This window comes from Vibrio sp. ZF57 (genome assembly GCF_001691235.1).
Classification (GTDB): Bacteria; Pseudomonadota; Gammaproteobacteria; order Enterobacterales; family Vibrionaceae; genus Vibrio; species Vibrio crassostreae_C.
Genome location: NZ_MAKD01000037.1, coordinates 1 through 1,177, shown reverse-complemented (window position 1 = coordinate 1,177; position 1,177 = coordinate 1). Strand labels below are relative to the sequence as shown.

The window sequence follows — 1,177 nt, the reverse complement described above, 5'->3', positions numbered from 1 at the left end:
GACCGCCTGGTTCGTAGCCAGGTACTCTATCCAGCTGAGCTAAGGACGCACGGTTTTCGATATCAGTATTTCCAATATCAGGAGTTCACAAGGAAACCCTAAAGAGTGGCGCGTCCTGGAGGATTCGAACCTCCGACCGCCTGGTTCGTAGCCAGGTACTCTATCCAGCTGAGCTAAGGACGCGCAGTTTTCGATATCGGTATTCCCAATATCAGGGGTTCATAAAAGAAACCCTAATATAGTGGCGCGTTCTGGAGGATTCGAACCTCCGACCGCCTGGTTCGTAGCCAGGTACTCTATCCAGCTGAGCTAAGGACGCACGGTTTTTGATATTAATTCTCGACGAACGATTTATCAATATCAGGATTCACATTCTTATAAGAACTAAACCCTAAATAGTGGCGCGCTCTGGAGGATTCGACCCTCCGACCGCCTGGTTCGTAGCCAGGTACTCTATCCAGCTGAGCTAAGAGCGCACGGTTTTAGTATCAATTCGTTGTAAACAACAACAACTCAATACAAGGATTTCTGTTCTTATAAGAAAGAAGCCCTAAATAGTGGCGCGTCCTGGAGGATTCGAACCTCCGACCGCCTGGTTCGTAGCCAGGTACTCTATCCAGCTGAGCTAAGAGCGCACGGTTTTAGTATCAACTTAGTCAATACAAGGACTTTCATTCTTAAAAGAAATAAACCCTTAAATAGTGGCGCGTCCTGGAGGATTCGAACCTCCGACCGCCTGGTTCGTAGCCAGGTACTCTATCCAGCTGAGCTAAGGACGCACGGTGTTCATTCATTAAGAATGAAGTTGTGAAACATATCACATTCTTCTTGCTACGAAGAAAAAAAAAGGCCATCGGCCTGTAATGAATGGCGGTGAGGGAGGGATTCGAACCCTCGATGCAGCTACAAACCACATACTCCCTTAGCAGGGGAGCGCCTTCGGCCACTCGGCCACCTCACCTAATTCATTATTCTCAAATCACTTACAAGTAAGAGAAGAGAGAATGGCGCGTCCTGGAGGATTCGAACCTCCGACCGCCTGGTTCGTAGCCAGGTACTCTATCCAGCTGAGCTAAGGACGCACATTTACATTGTCTAAATTGCTAATTTTAGACTCGCAAGAAATGGCGGTGAGGGAGGGATTCGAACCCTCGATGCAGCTACAAACCACATACTC

At 48.2% G+C, this 1,177-nt stretch carries 7 tRNA genes; all 7 read right to left on the bottom strand.

The window, feature by feature from the left end:
* Window positions 1-106: 106 nt before the first annotated feature.
* A tRNA-Arg gene (locus A6D97_RS03905) sits at window positions 107-183 on the bottom strand.
* Window positions 184-242: 59 nt separating this feature from the next.
* Window positions 243-319, bottom strand: a tRNA-Arg gene (locus A6D97_RS03900).
* 80 nt (window positions 320-399) lie between these two features.
* Window positions 400-476: transfer RNA gene (locus A6D97_RS03895), tRNA-Arg, on the bottom strand.
* Window positions 477-558: 82 nt separating this feature from the next.
* Window positions 559-635: transfer RNA gene (locus tag A6D97_RS03890), tRNA-Arg, on the bottom strand.
* A gap of 67 nt (window positions 636-702) precedes the next feature.
* Window positions 703-779, bottom strand: a tRNA-Arg gene (locus tag A6D97_RS03885).
* Between the two features lie 89 nt (window positions 780-868).
* Window positions 869-961: transfer RNA gene (locus A6D97_RS03880), tRNA-Ser, on the bottom strand.
* Window positions 962-1,005: 44 nt separating this feature from the next.
* A tRNA-Arg gene (locus A6D97_RS03875) sits at window positions 1,006-1,082 on the bottom strand.
* Window positions 1,083-1,177 lie beyond the last annotated feature (95 nt).